We start from the raw sequence: 18,019 nt of genomic DNA on the forward strand, positions 1-18,019 counted from the left end.
GCAGATGTCCTCTTGATTATTGTGCTGCGCCCGGCGCAGGAGCAGACGGCGCTGGCGTCAATGCCGGTTCGTTTTGCGGCACAGATTCCGTTTTTCCCGTATTGTCGGCGCTATCGCCCCCGCTCTTATAGAGGAATTGTCCGATTAAGTCCTCCAGCACCATGGCAGATTTGGTGTCCTGGATCACGCCGCCATCGGCGAGGATCTTGGTGCCCATTTCTTCATCTTCGAAGCCGATATTCAGCGCCAGATACTGTTCGCCCAACAGCCCGGAGGTGCGGATAGCCAGCGAACTGGTGTCAGGAATATGGTCGTACCGGCGTTGGATATCCATGGCAACGCGCGGCAAATAGGTTTTGGTATCCAACGAAATATCAGCAACGCGACCAATCACCACACCACCGACTTTGATCGGAGAACGCGCTTTCAGGCCGCCAATGTTGTCAAACGTGGCGTACAGCCGGTAAGTCTGTTCGCTGCCGATAGACTTCACGTCGGCGACTTTCAAACAGAGAAAAATAATGGCGCCCAGGGCGATCAACAGAAAAACACCAACCCAGATTTCACTTCGCTTTGTTTGCATCGACTCAGTTCCCAAACATCAGTGCTGTCAGCACAAAATCCAATCCCAATACCGCCAATGACGAATGCACTACCGTGCGCGTCGTCGCCCGGCTGATCCCCTCAGAGGTCGGGATCGCATCATAACCATTGAACAACGCAATCCAGGTCACGGTAATCGCAAATACCACACTTTTGATCACGCAGTTCAGCAGATCCTTGCGCCACTCGACGGCGCCCTGCATCGCTGACCAAAAGAAGCCATCATCGATGCCCTTCCAGTTCACCCCAACCAACGCGCCGCCCCAGATACCAACCGCCACGAAAATGATCGTCAGCAGCGGCATGCTGATAAGTCCGGCCCAGAAACGGGGGGCCACCACGCGCCGCAGCGGATCTACCGCCATCATCTCCATGCTGGAGAGCTGCTCGGTAGCTTTCATCAGGCCGATTTCCGCCGTCAGGGCCGATCCGGCGCGACCAGCAAACAACAGCGCGGTGACCACCGGCCCCAGTTCGCGCAGCAGAGAGAGCGCCACCATCATGCCCAAACTGGCCTCGGCGCTGTAGGTGGTCAGCACCAGATACCCTTGCAGCCCCAACACCATTCCGATAAAGAGGCCAGACACCAGAATGATCAACAGTGACTGCACCCCAACGCTGTGCAGCTGCTTAAGCAACAGCGGGCCTTGCTTGCGCAGTTCGGGACGGCCCACCAGCGCATTAAACAACATGAACCCGGCACGACCGAAGGCAGCACAGGACCGGATTCCCTGACGTCCCAACGACGCCAATGCTTCTCGTAGCATGAATTGATTAACTCCCGGAGCCTAACAGGCTGGTTTTGTAGTCACCAGCAGGGAAGCGAAACGGCACGGGGCCATCGGCAATGCCGTCAATAAATTGCCGTACCCGAGGATCGGTATTCGCACGCAGCGCCGCCACCGAGCCGTGCGCAACAATGTGCTGATCCGCCACGATATAGGCATAGTCAGCGATGCTCAGCACCTCCGGCACGTCATGGGAGACCACCACGCAGGTGATGCCCAGTGCATGGTTTAGTTCATCAATAAGCTTCACCAACACGCCCATGGTGATCGGATCCTGACCGACAAAAGGCTCATCGAACATGATCATTTGCGGATCGAGCGCAATAGCGCGAGCCAGTGCGGCGCGGCGGGCCATCCCTCCTGAGAGCTCTGAAGGCATCAGGTTGGCCGCACCGCGTAACCCGACCGCTTCCAGCTTCATCAGCACCGTGCTGTGTAACAGCGCTTCCGGCAGTTGTGTATGTTCCCGCAGTGGCCAGGCCACGTTCTCAAACACCGTAAGATCGGTGAACAGCGCGCCAGACTGGAACAACATGCTCATCTTCTTACGCACGTCATACAATCGGGAACGGGAGAGCGTTGGAATATTCTCTCCATCAAACCAGATCTCGCCGTTGTCCGGCTGAAGCTGACCGCCAATCAGGCGCAGCAATGTGGTTTTACCGATACCAGAGGGCCCCATGATAGCGGTGACTTTCCCTTTAGGTACGGTTAATGAAACATCGGTGAAAATGGGCCGCTCGCCGCGCGAAAAATTGAGCCCACGAATTTCAACCAGATGAGTAGCATCTTGGTTCATGCGATCTTTTCCTTCACTCACTCCCCTTGACGATCGTCGCGGTTATACGTCCATGACGTGCAACAACCGTTGCATTTATTATCAAGCTTAACGGCAGGTTTCTGGCAAAGCCCGAGTTTTACAAAATATTACCGACAATTCTTACCGAAAAGGGCGGGTTCTGGCTGCCATAGGTTTTACTTTTTCTGTCCAGACAGTCAAAATTACCCCTCTACGATGCAACGCAATTTTTGCTCGACATTCGTCCGCGCACCGCTTCATTGCCTTATGAGCCGGTGATTATACCCGAATAAAGGACGCTGCATGCTTTTTGCGATAGTTCTGCTGGTTATTGGCTTGTTTCTTTTGGTTTATGGTGCTGATCGTTTGGTTTATGGCGCAGCCGTTCTTGCCCGTGTGTGGGGCGTTTCTCCTTTGATTATCGGCGTGATGATTGTTGGCATCGGCACCTCACTGCCAGAATTGGCGGTGTCGGTGACGGCGGGTCTGAACCAGCAAATGGACATGGCGGTCGGTAATGTATTGGGTTCGAATATCGCCAATATCATGCTAATTCTCGGCAGTGCTGCCCTGATTCGCCCCTTGACCTTTCGTTCCGATCTGCTGCGGCGTGAACTGCTCCCCATGCTGTTGATCACGCTGTTCAGCGGCGGTGTGCTTTACAATGGCTACCTTAGTCGGCTTGATGGCGTCCTGCTGCTCGCGGCGGCAGGTGCCTGGATAGTGCTGATGCTGCGCATGGCGCGTCAGGCGCAACAGAACGGCAGTGACAGCCTGACGCGTGAACAATTGGCGGAGCTGCCGCAGGCACAGGCTGACGGTAACCAGACGGTTGCCGTACTCTGGTTGCTGCTGGGATTGATTATTCTGCCGATGGCGGCGCGTATCGTGATTGACAATGCCACGGTGATTGCACGCCATTTCGCCTTTGACGAGTTGACCATTGGTCTGACAGTGCTGGCGATTGGCACCAGCCTGCCGGAACTGGCCACTGCCATCGTCGGCACGTTGAAAAAAGAGGATGATATCGCGCTGGGTAACCTGATTGGGTCAAACGTCTTTAATCTGGTTATCGTGCTTGGCGTCCCAGCGCTGCTGTCACCCGGCGCGGTAAATCCACTGGCATTTCAACGCGACTACGGCGTGATGCTGGGAGCCAGCCTGCTGCTGACGCTGCTTTGCCTGCGCAAAAAACGCTCTATCGGACAAGGTGCTGGCGCGCTGTTGCTGTGTATGTTTATTGCTTACCTTGCGACGCTGTTTTTGCTGTATTAGCGGCGCACGACTCGATTTCTTGGGAAACTCAAATAGTCAGGATTAACCGTTATGTCCAACGTTGAACAACAGCCCGATTTCGATTTCCAACAGGCAGGCCGCCACGTGCTCGCCATCGAACGCGACGGGTTGGCCCATCTGGACCAGTATATCGATGACAACTTCACCCGCGCTTGTCGCACCATGTTCCATTGCCAAGGCAAAGTGGTGGTCATGGGCATGGGGAAATCCGGGCACATTGGCTGCAAGATGGCGGCAACCTTCGCCAGCACCGGCACCCCCTCGTTTTTTGTCCATCCCGGTGAGGCCAGCCACGGTGACCTCGGCATGATCACCGCGCAAGATATCGTGATCGCCATCTCCAACTCGGGTGAATCCAATGAAATTCTGGCGCTGATCCCGGTGCTCAAACGTCTGGGGGTGTTTCTGATTTGCATCACCAGCAACCCGGAAAGCACCATGGGTAAAGCGGCCGATATTCATCTCTGTGTCCATGTGCCGCAGGAAGCCTGTCCGTTGGGGCTGGCCCCCACCTCCAGCACCACGGCCACGCTGGTGATGGGCGATGCGCTTGCCGTCGCCTTGTTACAGGCGCGGGGGTTCACTGCCGAAGATTTTGCCCTTTCTCACCCCGGTGGCGCACTGGGCCGCAAACTTTTGCTGCGCGTTGCGGATATCATGCATACCGGAGACGAGATCCCTCACGTGACCCGAGACGCCTCGTTGCGTGATGCGCTGGTGGAAATCACCCGCAAGAGTTTCGGTATGACCGTGATTTGCACACCGGACATGACGATCGAAGGCATCTTTACCGACGGTGACCTGCGCCGCATCTTTGATATGCAGATCAACCTCAACGATGCGCGTATCGCCGATCTGATGACCGCAGGCGGCATTCGGGTTACCCCGAATACATTGGCGGTGGATGCGCTGAACCTGATGCAGTCGCGCCATATTACGTCGCTGCTGGTGGCACAATCCGATCGGCTGGTCGGTATCGTCCATATGCATGATATGCTGCGCGCTGGCGTGGTGTGACAGTCAACGGGATCGTCTTTTGGGCGCCCCCTAAAGTAAAGAAGGGTGATATCAAGGATATGTGTTTATGAATAACCCCCAAGCGCAAACCGCCACCTGCTACGGCCCCGTCGCGGATCGGGTATTGGAAAAGGCGCAAGCCATCAAATTGCTGATTTGCGATGTTGACGGCGTGCTCTCCGACGGCCTTATCTACATGGGCAATCAAGGGGAAGAACTGAAGGCGTTTAACGTGCGCGACGGTTATGGTATTCGCTGTCTGCTAACGTCCGGCATTGAGGTAGCCATCATTACCGGGCGCTCTGCGCCACTGGTGGAAGACCGCTGCCGCACGCTGGGTATCACCCATCTTTATCAGGGACAGTCAGATAAGGTTTTGGCCTTCCGTGAACTGTTAGATACACTGTCGCTTAACGCCGAACAGGTTGCCTATATTGGTGACGATTTGATTGACTGGCCGGTGATGGCACAGGTAGGCCTTAGCGTCGCCGTGGCAGATGCACACCCTCTGCTGCTGCCCAAGGCGGATTACGTAACCCGAATTGCTGGCGGGCGTGGTGCGGCACGCGAACTGTGCGACCTTATTCTGCTGGCGCAGGGTAAGTTGGACGAGGCCAAAGGGCTATCGATATGAAGGTATCGTCACGGCAAGGGGGCTATCGCCGCCCGTTGGTCCGGGCACGAATGTGCTACGACAGAAGAGTGCTACGACATGAGTTTGCGATGACCATGAGTACGTTTTTATTATGAATAAGACAAAGCGTTGGCTAACCGCGCTGTTGGCGCTCATTGTACTGATTCTGATTGGCTTGAACCTGACGGATCAGGACAGTGCGCCACAGACGGAAACCCAGGACAATGCGGTGCCAACCTACACCAGCGATGAAACCACCACGCGCGTGTTTAACCCGCAGGGTGGCCTGAACTATCGTCTCGTGGCGCAAAAAGTGGAGTATTTTAACGCGGAACAGCTTACCTGGTTTACCGCGCCGGTCGCTACGCTGTTTAACGAACAGGGTGTCGCCACCTGGTCGGTGCAAGCCGACCGCGCCAAGTTGACCAAAGATAAAATGTTGTTCTTATACGGGCATGTGGAAGTCAACAGTCTGACCAATGACTCACAATTACGGCAGATAAAAACCGATAATGCGCAAGTTAACCTGGTGACACAGGACATCGCCTCCGATGATGAGGTGACACTGTACGGAGCCAGTTTCCTCTCGAACGGGATGAAAATGCGCGGTAATTTGCGTAATAAAACTGCCGAATTGATTGAAAAGGTAAAAACCTCTTATGAAATTCAACACCAATAATGTTTGGCGCCACGCTACCGTTGCCAGCGCCCTGTTAGCAGCAAGCCTGCCTGCCCTTGCTGTGACAGGAGACACCAGCCAGCCCATTCACATTGATTCCGCGCAGCAGTCATTGGACATGCAGGGCAATACCGTCACGTTTACCGGCAATGTTACGGTCAAACAAGGCACCATCGATGTGAAGGCCGAAAAAGTCGTGGTCACGCGCCCACAGGGATCGCAGGGCCAGGAAGTGATTGAAGCCTTTGGGAATCCGGTCACTTTCTACCAGATGCAAGATAACGGCAAGCCGATGAAAGGCCGCGCACAGAAAGTGCGCTATGAACTGGCGCAGGATAAGATCACGCTGACGGGTAACGCCTATCTGGAACAACTGGATAGCAACGTGAAAGGCGATCGCATCACCTATCTGGTGAAACAGCAACAGATGGAAGCGGTGGGGGGCGACAAAGGCGGACGCGTAGCCACCGTGCTGGTGCCCTCGCAGCTACAGGAAAAGAACGGCAAAGCTGCCGCACCGGCGTCTCAAAAAGCCAAGCAGCAACCACAGGCAACTGAATAACCTATGGCAACATTAATCGCAGAAAACCTAGCGAAGGCCTACAAGGGCCGTCGTGTGGTCGAAAACGTAAGTTTAACGGTCAACTCCGGTGAAATCGTCGGGTTGCTCGGGCCGAATGGTGCGGGAAAGACCACGACATTCTATATGGTTGTCGGCATTGTCCAGCGCGATTCCGGGCGGATCGTGATTGATGATGAAGAGATAAGCTTGCTGCCCTTGCATGAACGCGCGCGCCGCGGCATCGGCTATTTGCCGCAAGAAGCGTCGATCTTTCGCCGTTTGAGCGTCTATGACAACCTGATGGCCGTCTTGCAGATTCGCAAAGACCTGACGCCGGAGCAGCAGGACGATCGCGCCAATGAGTTAATGGAAGAATTCCATATTATTCATTTACGCGATAGTCTGGGACAATCCCTGTCCGGCGGCGAACGTCGTCGCGTAGAGATCGCTCGCGCACTGGCGGCCAATCCTAAATTTATTTTGCTGGATGAACCCTTTGCCGGTGTCGATCCGATTTCGGTGCTCGACATAAAAAAAATCATTGAGCACCTGCGCGACAGCGGTCTGGGCGTGCTGATTACCGATCACAACGTGCGTGAAACGTTGGATGTGTGCGAACGCGCCTATATCGTCAGCCAGGGGCAGCTTATTTCCCACGGTTCACCCAGCGAAATCCTGGAGGATGAGCAGGTGAAACGCGTCTATCTGGGCGAAGGCTTCCGACTTTGATACTGTAACGTTTGCAATGGGCGTTCCATTTAAGGGAAAGTGACACGAGTTATGAAGCAAGGTTTGCAACTCAGGCTAAGTCAACAACTGGCCATGACGCCACAACTTCAGCAGGCGATCCGTCTGCTTCAGTTGTCTACGCTTGAACTCCAGCAAGAGATCCAACAAGCGCTGGAAAGCAACCCGTTGCTTGAACAAACCGACAGCCACGATGAAATCGACACTCAGGAAACGAGCGACAGCGAATCGCTGGATACGCGCGAAGCCCTTGAGCAAAAAGATATGCCGGAAGAACTGCCGCTTGACGCCACCTGGGATGAAATCTACTCCGCAGGCACGCCCTCAGGCACTGGCACCGATTACCGCGACGAAGAACTGCCTGTCTATCAGGGTGAAACCACGCAAACTTTGCAGGATTACCTGATGTGGCAGGTGGAATTGACGCCGTTTTCCGACACCGATGCGGCTATCGCCACGTCGATTGTCGATGCAGTGGACACCACCGGCTATCTGACCGTTCCGCTGGAAGACATTCTCGAGAGCATCGGCGACGATGACGTGACGATTGAGGAAGTGGAAGCGGTGTTAAAACGCGTGCAACGTTTTGACCCGGTCGGGGTGGCAGCGCGTGATTTGCGCGATTGTCTGCAAATCCAACTGTCGCAGTTTGCCCCAGAAACCCCGTGGCTGGCGGAAGCCAAGCTTATCGTCAATGACTACCTCGATTTGCTGGCCAATCATGATTTTCGCACGCTGATCCGCGCCAGTCGCATTAAAGAGGATGCGCTGAAAGAGGCGCTGGCACTGATTCAGTCACTCGATCCGCGTCCGGGCCAATCCATCAATACCGGCGAGTCGGAGTATGTGATCCCCGACGTGCTGGTGCGCAAGCATCAAGACCGCTGGGTGGTGGAACTCAACACTGACAGCGTGCCGCGCCTGCAAGTCAACCAGCAGTATGCAGCGCTCGGCCACAGCGCACGTAACGACAGCGACAGCCAATTTATCCGCAGCCACCTGCAAGAGGCGCGCTGGCTGATAAAAAGTCTGGAGAGCCGCAACGATACGCTGCTTAAGGTCACACGCTGCATTGTGGAACAACAGCAGGATTTCTTTGATAAAGGTGAAGAGTTTATGAAACCCATGGTGCTGGCGGATATCGCTCAGGCTGTGGATATGCATGAATCAACCATCTCACGCGTCACAACCCAGAAATTTCTTCACAGCCCACGTGGCATTTTCGAACTAAAATATTTCTTCTCCAGCCATGTAAATACCGACAGCGGCGGTGAGGCATCATCCACTGCTATTCGGGCGCTGGTGAAAAAATTGATCGCTGCGGAAAACCCCGGCAAACCCTTGAGTGACAGCAAGCTGACAACGCTGCTCTCCGATCAAGGGATCATTGTCGCGCGGCGTACCGTCGCAAAGTACCGAGAGTCTTTATCCATCCCGCCGTCAAACCAGCGTAAGCAGTTGGTTTGATTTCTACAGAGAAGGAAGACGCTATGCAGCTGAATATCACCGGACACCACATCGAGATCACACCCGCATTACGCGAGTTCGTTAACACAAAATTTGCCAAGCTGGAGCAATACTTTGATCGTATCAACCAGATCAACGTGGTGCTCAAGGTGGAGAAAGTGGAGCAAATTGCCGATGCTACGCTGTTCGTTAATGGCGGTGAACTGCATGCCACATCCGAATCTGAAGACATGTATGCCGCCATCGATCTGTTGATCGACAAACTGGCGCGTCAGTTAAATAAACACAAGGACAAACTCAAACAGCACTGATCGTCATCTCCGCCTTCGGGCGCAGGAATACGCCTCTGGCACAGCGCCAGAGGCGTGCAGAGATGCGCGGGCCGTTAAGTGAACACACCATGAATAACGATCCCATTTTGCAACTCAGCGCGGTATTACGCCAAGAGTGCACCCGCAGCACCGTTCATTGCCAAAGCAAGAAACGGGCGTTGGAAATCATCAGCGAATTGGCAGCCAGGCAGCTAAACCTTCCGACCCCGCTGATCTTCGAGGCATTGCTGACGCGCGAAAGAATGGGCAGTACCGGTATTGGCGGCGGTATCGCGATCCCACACGGAAAACTCGATGATGATAACGCCTTGGGCGCCACCGGGGTCTTTATCCAGCTTGAACAGCCAATATCCTTTGATGCTATTGATAATCAAGGCGTAGACTTGCTTTTTGCCTTGCTGGTTCCCGCAGAACAATGTAAAACCCATCTACATACACTGTCGCTTGTCGCCAAACGTCTGGCTGACAAAAGTGTGTGTCGGCGTTTACGGGCAGCACAAAGTGACGAAGAGCTTTACCAAATTATGATTGAAGGGGATTAATCCCCGCTAGAAAGTGCGCGACATTCAGACATTCGCGCTACGATATGCGTCATACAGATGAATCACTCGGTCAGGGTGTAACAAAAGCAGGCTATAGCCGGAGGGGAGTCGTCGGATGGTGCTGATGATTGTCAGTGGTCGCTCAGGTTCAGGAAAATCTGTGGCCCTGCGTGCCCTGGAAGATATGGGCTTTTATTGCGTGGACAACCTGCCCGTGGTGTTGCTGCCGGAACTGGCCAACACGCTGGCACAACGCGATATCTCGGCAGCGGTCAGCATTGACGTGCGTAACATGCCTGAATCGCCGGAAATCTTTGAGCACGCCATGGATCAGTTGCCGCCCAGTTTTGCGCCGCAACTGCTGTTTCTGGATGCCGATCGCAATACGCTGATTCGCCGTTACAGCGATACGCGCCGTTTACACCCTCTTTCCAGCAAAAATCTTTCGCTGGAAAGCGCCATCGATGAAGAGAACGACCTGCTGGAACCGTTGCGTTCTCGCGCCGATCTGATCATTGATACCTCTGAAATGTCGGTGCATGAACTGGCGGAAATGCTGCGTACTCGGTTGTTGGGCAAACGCGAGCGTGAACTGACCATGGTGTTCGAATCCTTTGGTTACAAGCACGGCATTCCCATCGATGCGGATTACGTCTTTGATGTGCGCTTCCTGCCTAACCCCCACTGGGATCCGAAATTACGTCCGATGACCGGGCTGGACAAGCCGGTTGCCGCGTTCCTCGATCGCCATACCGAAGTGCACAACTTTATTTACCAAACGCGCAGCTATCTGGAGTTGTGGCTGCCGATGCTGGAAACCAACAACCGCAGCTACCTGACGGTTGCCATTGGCTGTACCGGCGGCAAACACCGTTCCGTCTATGTGGCTGAGCAACTGGCAGACTATTTCCGCTCGCGTGGCAAAAACGTACAGTCCCGCCACCGCACGCTGGAAAAACGTAAATAATGACCGTAAAACACACCGTCATCGTCAAGAATAAGCTAGGCATGCACGCGCGCCCGGCGATGAAGCTGTTTGAGCTGGTGCAAAGCTTTGATGCCGAAGTGATGCTGCGTAACGAAAGCGGCGTTGAGGCGGAAGCCAGCAGCGTGATCGCCATGATCATGCTGGATTCCGCGCAGGGTAAACACATTGAAGTGGAAGCCAGCGGCACAGATGAAACCGCCGCACTGGCGGCAGTGGTTGAGTTATTCGAAGCTGGGTTTGATGAAGAGTAACACGCGACAATAATCCCAAAAATCGACAATGCCATAGGTAATAACGCTACCTTATGGTATAACTTCGTTACAAGTTATCTGTCATTTTTATTAACACCCCCGCGTCGCTGGCGCGGGGGTGTTGCTTTATAAATGCGGTAGACTTTTTCTCTTGATATTGTTTTTTCATATATGCAGCACGTGCTTATATCCCTATGAACCTTGATCTTACTGCCATGACGTAACGTTGTTTGTTACCGCTATGCGTTTTATCAGGGGTTATGTTTTACCAACCTATTGGAGAGGAGTATGACGAAACCTAACCTGACTATTAGCGAACTGGATGCGGAGCGCCTGGATCGGCTGCTGGAACAACCTGCGTTTGCAGGCACACCGATTGCACAAGCGTTGAATGAGGAGCTGGATCGTGCCGAGATCTTGCCTTCAGAGGACATCCCGTCAGATGTCGTCACCATGAACAGTCGGGTACGCTTTCGCGATTTAAACACTAACGAAGAGCACACCCGAATACTGGTTTATCCTGCCGCCATGCAGGACAGCAAGGAACAGCTTTCTGTGATGGCGCCGCTCGGCGCAGCCTTGCTGGGTTTGCGCGTTGGGAATACCATTAACTGGCAGTTGCATAACGGTACAGAAACTCGCGTGGAAGTGCTGGAATTGCTCTATCAGCCTGAGGCCGCTGGCGAATATCATCGCTAAGCACGCGCCCACTGCCCTGATTTCAGGGCAGTCATGATTGCGTCAAAACGGCCACAGCAGCCACCAGTTCGTCAATTTATCCCCCAAACCTTGCCACCAAATGCGTGATATCAGATGGCCCGCTTTCTTACGCGGTTCGGCGGGTGATTCCCCTTTTGCCGTCAATGCCTCCCAGGCCGCCCAACGCACATCAAACACGAAATCCCGCTGCATCATGTCGTGCAAAATCACCAGGCTGCGCGGATCCGGCTCGGCGCGCAGGTGTGCCACCAGCGCCAGCCGCTTGCGAAAATCCGTTTTATCCTGCGCCAGTCGCTGTGCGAGGTCGACATCGAACGCGCTGTCGGGCATTCCCTGCTCCCTAGACATTCCGTTGTATACGTATACGCCTGATTACATCCCGGCGATCTTCATGCTCGGCAGCAGCGCCGAACCGCACTGAATATTGCTGCGGGTTTCAATGTCATCTCCCAGCGTCACCATATCGCGCAGCATGGTTTTCAGGTTACCCGCGATGGTGATTTCACTCACTGGATACTGAATCTCGCCATTTTCCACCCAAAAACCTGACGCCCCGCGCGAGTAATCGCCCGTTACCGCACTCACGCCCTGCCCCATCAACTCGGTCACCAGCAGGCCCTTATCCATCTGCTTGAGCATCTGTTGGAAATTAAGCCCCTGACCCGCAATACGCCAGTTGTGAATACCGCCGGCATGACCGGTGCTCTTCATGCCGAGTTTACGCGCTGCATAGCTGGTCAACAGCCAGGTTTGCAGCACGCCGTCTTTAACGATGTTGCGCTGTGCGGTGCGTACCCCTTCACTGTCGAACGGAGTAGACGCCAGCCCTTTACGCAGATGCGGCAGCTCTTCAATAGTGAGCCAATCCGGCAGGATCTGCTGGCCCAGTTTGTCGAGCAGGAACGTCGATTTACGGTACACATTACCGCCGCTGATCGCCCCCACTAAGTGGCCGAACAGACCCGTTGCCACTTCGGCGGCAAACATTACTGGTGCTTCCATGGTTGGCAGCTTGCGCGGTGATAAACGTGAGAGCGTGCGGCGAGCGCACTCTTCGCCGACCCATTCGGGGCTTTGCAGATCGTCCAGCGCACGTCCTACGGTGTAAGCGTAATCGCGCTCCATATCGCCGTTCACTTCAGCAATCACACAGCTCGACATGGAGTGGCGGCTCGACAAATAGCTTTGCAGCATGCCGTGGCTGTTACCAAACACTTTGATACCGTAGTGGCTGTTGAAGCTGCCTCCTTCGGTATTGGTAATGCGCGTATCGGCTTTCAGCGCTGCCTGCTCGGCGCGCGCAGCCAGCTCAATGCCTTTTTCCGCATCCAAGGCAGCAGGATGAAACAGATCGAGATCGGGGGCATCAAACGCCAGCAGCTCTTGTTCTGCCGGGCCAGAAAAGGGATCGGGCGAGGTATAACGGGCAATGTCCAGCGCAGCCTGCACGGTGCGGGCGATGGCCGCCGGGCTCAAGTCGGTCGATGACGCACTGCCTTTACGCTGCTGATGGTATACGGTAATGCCCAACGCGCCATCGCTGTTGAATTCCACATTTTCAACCTCGCCGTAGCGCGTGCTGACGCTGATCCCTGTGGTTTTGGAAATAGCCACCTCTGCCGCATCTGAACCAGCACGCGCCAGCTCCAACGCCTGTGCGACTGCCTGCTCCAATGCTTTACGCTGTTCTGCAACCTGAGTGATTATTGTCATCGTTCTGCCATACTGAGTTAAAAGCCGTTCAGAAGCCGGGAAATGGCGTCTGCCTTGCCCCTCTTCTGCGCCTAAAGGTGTATGCTTGAGTCTAACAGGATATCAGGATAATTTCGCAAAAAGCCCAAACCTGTTAGGATCGGCGTCTTTTTTATGGCGTTAACCGCGTCACATGCCCGAACTGTTACGGAAAGAGATGATGAACAAACACCCTGAAGAGTGGCTGGACGACGTACCGGACCCGCACGCCGAAGATGATGAAGACGATGAGATCATCTGGGTCAGCAAAAGTGAAATCAAGCGCGATGCTGAAGCGCTGAAAGATCTTGGCGTGGAGCTGATTGAACTCGGTAAAAATGCGCTCGAACGCATCCCGCTGGATGACGATCTGCGTGCTGCGGTTGAGCTGGCGCAACGCATCAAAAAAGAGGGCCGCCGCCGTCAGGTGCAACTGATCGGTAAGATGCTGCGTGCCCGCGATCCAGAACCGATTCAAATCGCACTGGATAAGCTGAAGAACCGCCACAACCAGCAGGTCGCTCTGTTTCACAAACTGGAACAATTGCGAGACAGACTGATTGAGGAAGGCGATGATGCCATCCCAGATATCCTCGGGCTCTACCCGAACGCCGATCGCCAACAGCTACGCTCACTGGTACGCAATGCGCAGAAGGAAAAAGCCGCGAACAAGCCGCCCAAATCTTACCGCCAAATTTTCCAGTACCTGCGTGAACTGGCTGAAGATCAGGCCTAATCCCTTGAGGTAAATCGCCCTGCGGTAACTCGCCCTGTGCGGTAGAGTCACCCTCGGCGTTACTCCACCAACGCGTGCTGATAGCGGTGCAGTATCTCCGTGATACGGCCGACGGACGCACCGATCTCCGGTGCTATCTGACGCTGGCATAGCGCAATCTGATACGCATCCAATAGGGTCAGCAACTGAGTAAAGGCGTGACGCCGGGAAATCTCTCGTCGCGCGTCGCTGACCTGCTCTGCCGCTTGACGAAGACGACGATGAAACGCCGACAGTTCACTGTCCATTGGCAGCGGTAGATTCCGCATACGTTGGTGCAGAATAATCAGCGACAGCGCCAGACGGTATTTGGCAATGTCGTTGGGAAACAGGGTCAGCAGCAGGTAGAGTTGCTGATAGAGCGCGGGCAGATGATTCTCACGCCGTTTGGTAGGATTGGTGGTCAAAGCCGATACCGCACTGTAAACAAAGCGGTTCAGCAACGTCTGCCCGGTGCGCGCATGTGAATTATCTCGAATCAACAAGATAACCAGCCACGCCAGCAAGCAGCCGATAACCTGCCCAATCGCGCTGTCCAGAAAGTGGCTGAGATTAAACGTCATCGGGTTATCCAACACCAGAATATTGATGGTGCTGGCCAGCGCCCCCAACGATCCCATACGCCGCTTTTGCACCTCAATACCGATGATGAAGGCCATAATGCCCAGACTGAGGCACAGCAGCAACATGCTTTGTTGTGTTGATGGCAGCACAAACATGAACAGCAGTGCACCCAGCGGCAGGGCATAGACCGTGCCAACCAGAAAATCGACCGCCATGCGTTTTGGGTTGGGCAGGCGCATCGCCAGCGCCGTCACCACGGCAATCATCACCATACAGGCACTGCCTGAGGTCCAACCGGTGATAAGCCAAAATAAACACCCTACCGCCGTCGCCACGCCGGTACGCCAGCCGTTGATCATCGCATGATGGCGCTCAGCGGATGCCGCTTTCACCATCACTTCATCCCGCAGCAGTTCACCCTCAACCTGCGTCAGACGGGCGTTAGTCTGGATCCCTTTTGCCAGTAACAGATAGCGTGTTGCCGCCCCCACCCAGCCAATCAGCGTCGGCGGCACCGTCTTACGCTCACCGGCGGCAATCGCGTGGCGCAGCTGTTTCACCCGCTTACGCACATCAGCCATCGACGCTACCGGCGCCTCTATCAGCAATGCCAGGCTGGTTCTGAGCGGCTCGGGTTTATCCTGCAACACCAAATAGGTTTCACACGCCTGCGTAATCAGGGTAAATGATTGTGCCAGCAGCGCTTTGATGCGTCGGTGGCTATTTTGCCAGCGCGCCGACTCCAGCAGCAGCGGATTGCCCATGCCAGCCAACGCGGTGCTTTTGCGCACCAGCCCATGCCAGGCGACATCAATCTCTTCACGCGATGCACCACGGATGCACAGTTGCAGCAGGCGATAATGATCCACCAGCAGCCCCTCCAGGCTGCTGTCGATATGCTGTTTGATGGAGCGCGGGGTGAACAGTAGATCGGCCACAATGGCACAAACAATGCCTAAAACAATCTCGCTACAGCGCTCAACGGCAAACTGCGGCGTCAGCAATGGCGCACTCTGGGTGGATACGATGATAATTAATGCGGTATAGCCCGCCAGTCCCCATACGTAGGCATTTTCTACCTTAACCAGCGATGAAATCCAGGTGCAGAATCCCGCCCATATGCAGCACAGCAGCAGCATCACCACGGGTGCACGAATGGTCGCGATAATAATCACCAACGCACCGATACACCCGATAAAGGTACCCACAATGCGCAATATGCCACGGTGCCGAATTGCGCCGGAAAAGGGATCGCCACCGGCGGCAAAAGCAGGACCAGCAGCTACAATAGCCGCAGTGAGCACTGACCAACGCGGCGTTTCCAACTGAAAGTGGAAACCGAGAAACAGTGACAGCACAACGGCAACGCTGAGTTTGCAGGCAAAACGCCAGTGGGGAAAAGCAGGCATTTTCATCATGAGTGAGCCTTAACCAAACTCACGCAGCCGATAGAGCAAACGAATCAACGGTGAAGGCTGCTTGTTTTGCGGGGTGTCAGCCTGCGCGATCACCACGGTGGCCGTAGTGCCCGCCGGATAAGGAATATCGCGCTGTTGATCCAGATGGATTCTTACCGGCACGCGCTGTGCCAGTCGCACCCATTCCAGGTTGGCGTCCACTGTCGCCAGCCCTTTACTGTCTACGTTGGCGCTGCTGTTGGTGATCGCCGCCGCCACGCTGTCAACCGTACCGTAAAACAGCCGATCGCTACCCAGCGGCGTGATCTCGACGCGATCGCCAGCATGAACGCTCGCCAGCTTGGTCTCTTCCATGTAGGCCACCAGATAGAACGAGCCCTTTTTCACTAACGCCACGGCGGTCGCGCCGCGCGTAATGTATTCGCCGCGCTGCACGTTGAGGTTGGTCACCCAACCGTCCGCTGGCGCGCGAATCACGGTACGTTCCAGATCCAACGTCGCCAGTGCCAACGTCGCTTGCGCCTTGGCTAACTGATGCTGCGCGGTTTCCAGCGCACTGCCAGACTGATCGATGGCTTCTTGCGACATCGCCTGTACACCGAGGCGCGTGCGCCGTCCAGACTCACGTCGCTTTTCATTGACCAACGCCAGGTAGTAGTCCACATCTGCCTGCGCTTGCGCCTGTGCTTGCTGAAAGCGGGGTGGATCGACAACAAAAAGCACATCCCCTTTTTTCACCTGCTGATTGTCATGCACCAACACCTCTGTCAGCAGCCCGCTGACATCCGGCGCGATCGCCACAACGTCTGCGCTGAACTTCGCATCTCGCGTCCACGGCGATTCAGTGTAAAACGCCCAAACGCGCAGCAGCGCAATGGCAGCCAGCAACAGCACGCACAGCGTAATACCCACACGCAGCAGCTTTTTGGTTATCAGCGAGACAACAGGAAATTTTATAGCAAGGGTTTTCACATTGACCTCAAAGGGAGACGCGAAAGATCAGATAAAACAGGCAGCAAAACAGAGCGGTGTTAAACAGCGCCGGATGCCATACCACGTCATAAACGCCGGTGGGCTGTAAAACACGGTTCAACACGAAAAACAGTGCCAGCGATACCAGCAATACAAAGAATACGGGCGGGAAGGACAGGCCAAACAGCACCATCACCGGGAGTGAACTCATCCTCTTTTCCTTTTTATTTCAATTGACAAAGATACCCTAAATAATTCGAGTTGCAGGAAGGCGGCAAGTGAGTTCATCCCGATGAGCTTACTCAGGTAAGTGATTCGGGTGAACGACCGTAGCCAACGCATCTGCAACTTGAAGTATGACGGGTATAAACGATACCGACCGAGTCACCGTAGACACAGGCATGAGGGTTCATTACCAACGACGACACGGACCTTTCCGCCATCAATGCTAAAAGGCATGAAGGGCATTACACTGATCAAGAGAGATGGCAGGTTGTTTAGTAGAAGCGAACGCGGCCTGTTACCTTATAGAAACAAGTAGCATGAAACACACCGGTATTCTTCCCGCCCGATTCGTTCGAATGCGGTGCATTATGGATGTTTATTTGCATTTCATCTACAATGTGTGATCTAAATCACTTTTAAGCCAGAGTGAACAATGGAAAGACTAAAGAGCATGTCGGTGTTTGCGCGCGTAGTGCAGTGTGGCTCGTTTACTGCCGCCGCCCGACAATTGAACATGAGCGTTTCCGCGGTCAGCCAAACGGTGACCCGGTTGGAAGAAGAGCTACAAATCAAGCTGCTCAATCGCAGCACGCGCAGCATTGGGCTTACAGAAGGCGGCAAAATTTACTACCACGGTTGCCGCCGTATGCTGCATGAGGCGCACGAAGCGCACGATCAGCTCTACGCCTTCAATAACACGCCGATCGGCACACTGCGCATTGGCAGTTCCTCCACCATGGCGCAAAACGTGCTGGCAGCCATGACAGCAGAGATGCTGCTGAAATACCCAGGACTCTCCGTCAATCTGGTCACCGGCATTCCGGCCCCCGATCTGATTGCGGACGGGTTGGATATTGTCATCCGCGTGGGTGCCTTGCAGGACTCCAGCCTGTTTGCCAAACGTCTCGG

The 18,019-nt window shown here is 54.7% G+C and carries 22 protein-coding genes; 14 read left to right on the top strand and 8 right to left on the bottom strand.

Annotation, left to right across the window (positions count from 1 at the left end; genetic code table 11):
- Positions 1–16: 16 nt before the first annotated feature.
- From mlaD to mlaF, 3 genes are read right to left on the bottom strand one after another with little or no spacing between them, the layout of a single operon-like run.
- The gene (gene mlaD / locus J5224_RS10060) at positions 17–583 is read right to left on the bottom strand and encodes an outer membrane lipid asymmetry maintenance protein MlaD (RefSeq protein WP_252319808.1); all 567 of its coding nucleotides are present in this window, start codon (positions 581–583) and stop codon (positions 17–19) included.
- A 4-nt stretch (positions 584–587) separates the two neighbouring features.
- Positions 588–1,370: a lipid asymmetry maintenance ABC transporter permease subunit MlaE gene (gene mlaE / locus J5224_RS10065; protein WP_264625243.1), complete on the bottom strand. Its 783-nt coding sequence runs from the start codon at positions 1,368–1,370 to the stop codon at positions 588–590.
- Positions 1,371–1,377: 7 nt separating this feature from the next.
- On the bottom strand, positions 1,378–2,190 hold the full coding sequence (gene mlaF, locus J5224_RS10070) for a phospholipid ABC transporter ATP-binding protein MlaF (RefSeq protein ID WP_264625244.1): 813 nt from the start codon (positions 2,188–2,190) through the stop codon (positions 1,378–1,380).
- Between the two features lie 303 nt (positions 2,191–2,493).
- Between mlaF and J5224_RS10075 the strand changes: the two genes are divergently transcribed.
- The 12 genes from J5224_RS10075 (at position 2,494) to rnk (ending at position 11,404) form a co-directional block, all read left to right on the top strand.
- Positions 2,494–3,465 (top strand): calcium/sodium antiporter, encoded by a 972-nt coding sequence (locus tag J5224_RS10075; protein ID WP_264625245.1) that lies wholly within the window; start codon positions 2,494–2,496, stop codon positions 3,463–3,465.
- 51 nt (positions 3,466–3,516) lie between these two features.
- Entirely contained in the window at positions 3,517–4,503 is a 987-nt protein-coding gene (gene kdsD, locus J5224_RS10080) for an arabinose-5-phosphate isomerase KdsD (RefSeq protein ID WP_222159213.1), read from the top strand.
- A gap of 67 nt (positions 4,504–4,570) precedes the next feature.
- A complete protein-coding gene (kdsC, locus tag J5224_RS10085) occupies positions 4,571–5,137 on the top strand; it encodes a 3-deoxy-manno-octulosonate-8-phosphatase KdsC (RefSeq protein WP_264625246.1) in 567 nt (188 codons plus the stop codon).
- Positions 5,138–5,249: 112 nt separating this feature from the next.
- The gene (gene lptC, locus J5224_RS10090; RefSeq protein WP_264625247.1) at positions 5,250–5,816 is read left to right on the top strand and encodes an LPS export ABC transporter periplasmic protein LptC; all 567 of its coding nucleotides are present in this window, start codon (positions 5,250–5,252) and stop codon (positions 5,814–5,816) included.
- Positions 5,797–6,378, top strand: a complete 582-nt coding sequence (gene lptA / locus J5224_RS10095) for a lipopolysaccharide ABC transporter substrate-binding protein LptA (protein ID WP_264625248.1) — start codon at positions 5,797–5,799, stop codon at positions 6,376–6,378. The genes lptC and lptA overlap by 20 nt, the downstream gene beginning before the upstream one ends.
- A gap of 3 nt (positions 6,379–6,381) precedes the next feature.
- Positions 6,382–7,107 (top strand): LPS export ABC transporter ATP-binding protein, encoded by a 726-nt coding sequence (gene lptB / locus J5224_RS10100; RefSeq protein ID WP_196908458.1) that lies wholly within the window; start codon positions 6,382–6,384, stop codon positions 7,105–7,107.
- A gap of 51 nt (positions 7,108–7,158) precedes the next feature.
- Entirely contained in the window at positions 7,159–8,592 is a 1,434-nt protein-coding gene (gene rpoN, locus J5224_RS10105) for an RNA polymerase factor sigma-54 (RefSeq protein WP_264625249.1), read from the top strand.
- Between the two features lie 23 nt (positions 8,593–8,615).
- Positions 8,616–8,903, top strand: coding sequence for a ribosome hibernation promoting factor (hpf, locus tag J5224_RS10110; protein ID WP_195314275.1), 288 nt, complete (start codon positions 8,616–8,618; stop codon positions 8,901–8,903).
- An 89-nt stretch (positions 8,904–8,992) separates the two neighbouring features.
- A complete protein-coding gene (gene ptsN / locus J5224_RS10115) occupies positions 8,993–9,466 on the top strand; it encodes a PTS IIA-like nitrogen regulatory protein PtsN (RefSeq protein WP_264625263.1) in 474 nt (157 codons plus the stop codon).
- Between the two features lie 115 nt (positions 9,467–9,581).
- Positions 9,582–10,433, top strand: coding sequence for an RNase adapter RapZ (gene rapZ, locus J5224_RS10120; protein WP_195314274.1), 852 nt, complete (start codon positions 9,582–9,584; stop codon positions 10,431–10,433).
- Entirely contained in the window at positions 10,433–10,705 is a 273-nt protein-coding gene (gene npr, locus J5224_RS10125) for a PTS phosphocarrier protein NPr (protein ID WP_264625250.1), read from the top strand. Before rapZ ends, npr begins: the two co-directional genes overlap by 1 nt.
- A gap of 288 nt (positions 10,706–10,993) precedes the next feature.
- Positions 10,994–11,404 (top strand): nucleoside diphosphate kinase regulator, encoded by a 411-nt coding sequence (rnk, locus tag J5224_RS10130; protein WP_264625251.1) that lies wholly within the window; start codon positions 10,994–10,996, stop codon positions 11,402–11,404.
- A gap of 42 nt (positions 11,405–11,446) precedes the next feature.
- On the opposite strand, the gene J5224_RS10135 is transcribed toward rnk, so the two are convergent.
- Together J5224_RS10135 and pmbA are read right to left on the bottom strand one after the other, a co-directional pair.
- Positions 11,447–11,755, bottom strand: coding sequence for a hypothetical protein (locus J5224_RS10135; RefSeq protein WP_264625252.1), 309 nt, complete (start codon positions 11,753–11,755; stop codon positions 11,447–11,449).
- A 42-nt stretch (positions 11,756–11,797) separates the two neighbouring features.
- A complete protein-coding gene (pmbA, locus tag J5224_RS10140; protein WP_264625253.1) occupies positions 11,798–13,138 on the bottom strand; it encodes a metalloprotease PmbA in 1,341 nt (446 codons plus the stop codon).
- 199 nt (positions 13,139–13,337) lie between these two features.
- On the opposite strand from pmbA, the gene yjgA reads away from it, so the two are divergent.
- On the top strand, positions 13,338–13,892 hold the full coding sequence (gene yjgA, locus J5224_RS10145; RefSeq protein ID WP_264625264.1) for a ribosome biogenesis factor YjgA: 555 nt from the start codon (positions 13,338–13,340) through the stop codon (positions 13,890–13,892).
- Positions 13,893–13,951: 59 nt separating this feature from the next.
- Here the strand turns inward: yjgA and aaeB are convergent, their stop codons facing one another.
- Genes aaeB through aaeX form a run of 3 tightly spaced genes read right to left on the bottom strand, consistent with a single transcriptional unit; the run spans position 13,952 to position 17,096 of the window.
- Positions 13,952–15,910 carry a p-hydroxybenzoic acid efflux pump subunit AaeB gene (gene aaeB / locus J5224_RS10150; RefSeq protein WP_264625265.1) on the bottom strand — a complete coding sequence of 653 codons (1,959 nt, stop codon included), beginning with the start codon at positions 15,908–15,910 and terminating at the stop codon, positions 13,952–13,954.
- 12 nt (positions 15,911–15,922) lie between these two features.
- Positions 15,923–16,870: a p-hydroxybenzoic acid efflux pump subunit AaeA gene (aaeA, locus tag J5224_RS10155; protein WP_264625266.1), complete on the bottom strand. Its 948-nt coding sequence runs from the start codon at positions 16,868–16,870 to the stop codon at positions 15,923–15,925.
- A 22-nt stretch (positions 16,871–16,892) separates the two neighbouring features.
- Positions 16,893–17,096, bottom strand: a complete 204-nt coding sequence (gene aaeX / locus J5224_RS10160) for a p-hydroxybenzoic acid efflux pump operon protein AaeX (RefSeq protein ID WP_264625254.1) — start codon at positions 17,094–17,096, stop codon at positions 16,893–16,895.
- A gap of 447 nt (positions 17,097–17,543) precedes the next feature.
- Between aaeX and J5224_RS10165 the strand changes: the two genes are divergently transcribed.
- Positions 17,544–18,019: LysR family transcriptional regulator (locus J5224_RS10165; RefSeq protein ID WP_264625255.1), on the top strand; the 476-nt coding region annotated here is incomplete at its 3' end.

The organism is Candidatus Symbiopectobacterium sp. NZEC135, assembly GCF_025962695.1.